This window comes from Parasynechococcus sp., assembly GCF_042954245.1.
GTDB lineage: Bacteria > Cyanobacteriota > Cyanobacteriia > PCC-6307 > Cyanobiaceae > Parasynechococcus.
Genome location: NZ_JBGKDP010000096.1, coordinates 1 through 1,769, shown reverse-complemented (window position 1 = coordinate 1,769; position 1,769 = coordinate 1). Strand labels below are relative to the sequence as shown.

3 protein-coding genes are annotated in these 1,769 nt (G+C 63.5%); all 3 read right to left on the bottom strand.

Going from position 1 to position 1,769, the window contains the following annotated elements; translation table 11 throughout:
* A partial coding sequence (locus ACGVJ8_RS04515) for an ABC transporter substrate-binding protein (protein WP_392345817.1) occupies window positions 1-477 on the bottom strand: 477 nt, incomplete at its 3' end.
* 89 nt (window positions 478-566) lie between these two features.
* Window positions 567-803, bottom strand: coding sequence for a hypothetical protein (locus tag ACGVJ8_RS04510; RefSeq protein ID WP_392345815.1), 237 nt, complete (start codon window positions 801-803; stop codon window positions 567-569).
* A 101-nt stretch (window positions 804-904) separates the two neighbouring features.
* Window positions 905-1,769 (bottom strand): homoserine dehydrogenase (locus tag ACGVJ8_RS04505; protein ID WP_392345813.1); only part of this gene is annotated, 865 nt, incomplete at its 5' end.

The window sequence follows — 1,769 nt, the reverse complement described above, 5'->3', positions numbered from 1 at the left end:
CGTTGGTGAAATCGGGGTGAGGTTGATCGATGTCAGCAGGCCCTGCAGGGATATAGAGGTGCGACTGAGGCGCAGCCGCAGGGTGTGGCTGTCGGCTTCCTCCACCGCCGCAATCCGGTCGCCCACCACATAGCTGAGGGTTCCGATCTCGAGGAAGCGCCGCAGGCTGAAGGCCATGGCTGCGGCATTGAACGGCGTTCCGTCATGGAAACGTACATCGGTGCGCAGGGGAACTGTGACGGTGCGACCGCCATCACTCAGAACGGGGGCCGATGCCGCCAGGCGGGGTTCCAGTGAGCCATCCCGCCTGAGGCGATAGAGCGGATCCCCCAGGGCGCTGATCAGCTGTACGGCGCCGAGGGTGCTGGCCTGGGCTGGATCCAGGGAACTGATTCGCCCTGCTGAGGCTACCGTGATGCGGCTGGTGGGGGGCGGGGCCTGACACCCCATCTGGGTGATGGCCAAAGCCAGGGCCATCAGTGCGCCACCGCACGTCCATCTCGTGGGGCGATCGATGCGCTTCAACGGGGCTCAACCATCTACGGGTAGGCCCATTCAACAGGGACTTACCCGACCTGGCGAATCCTTTCCAACGAGATTTCGAACACCGGTGAGCCCTCGTTGCTCTGCAGGGGCCAGCGGCGCACCCAGCAGCGGTCGTGGTCGCCATCCACGCCGACCACTTGGTAGGTGTCATCGTCACTATCAAGATTGACGCAATCTCCTTGGTGCACCGTCATCGGATTCACCCCCTCCTCGAGGGAACAGCCTTGACCGGGACTCGAATAAGTGAGGTTCTGCATGAACCGTTTCGAGCACAGATCTGAGGATTCAGGCCTGTGCCGTGAAAGTTTTTGATACTCTGGCGCACGCTCGGGGGCATTCGCCAGGGCCGAGGCTCTCCCTAGAGGCAGCCGAGGTGAGCGGCCAGGCCAGACACCTCCGGCAGAGCCTGGATGGCGTCCAGGGCTTCATTCATTTGGCGTTGGCTCACTTCGTGGGTGATCACAACGATCTCGGCGCCGGCGTCGCTGGCATTGAACTGCACGATCGACTGGATCGACACGTTGCGTTGGCCGAAGCAGCCGCCCACGTTGCCAATCACGCCTGGGGCGTCTTTTGTCTCGAAACGCACATAGTGGCGTTGGCGAATGTCGCCTGAGTCGACGAGAGCGCAGGGTCGCCAGCTGCTTGCCGCCAGCAGGGGATCCACTTTCCCGGGATTTTCACTGGCCTGGCGGATGCCAGCGATGTTGAGGATGTCTGCTACCACCGCAGAGGCGGTCGGGCCGGCTCCCGCACCGGGCCCGTAGAACATCACCTGGCCGATTGGGTCACCTTCCACAAGGATGGCGTTGTTGACGCCGTTCACGCCCGCCAGGGGGTGGTCCTTGGGAACCAGCGTGGGCTGCACCCGCAGGGAGAGGGGCAGGGGATCGCCGCTTTCACCCATGCGCTCGGCCACGGCCAGCAGCTTCAAGCCGTAACCGAGTTGGTTAGCGTAGTCTACATCCACACCCTGTAGGCCACTGATGCCGTCGGTGGGAACTGCAGCGCGATCCACGCTGCCACCGAAGGCCAGGGTGGCCAGGATCGCGATCTTGTCGGCCGCATCAAGACCGTCCACATCCGCTGCCGGATCGGCTTCGGCGTAGCCCAGCTCCTGGGCATCCTTGAGCACTGCGTCATAGGCGGCCCCCTCCTCAGCCATGCGGGTGAGGATGTAGTTGGTGGTGCCGTTGATGATGCCGCTGACGCGGTTGATGCGG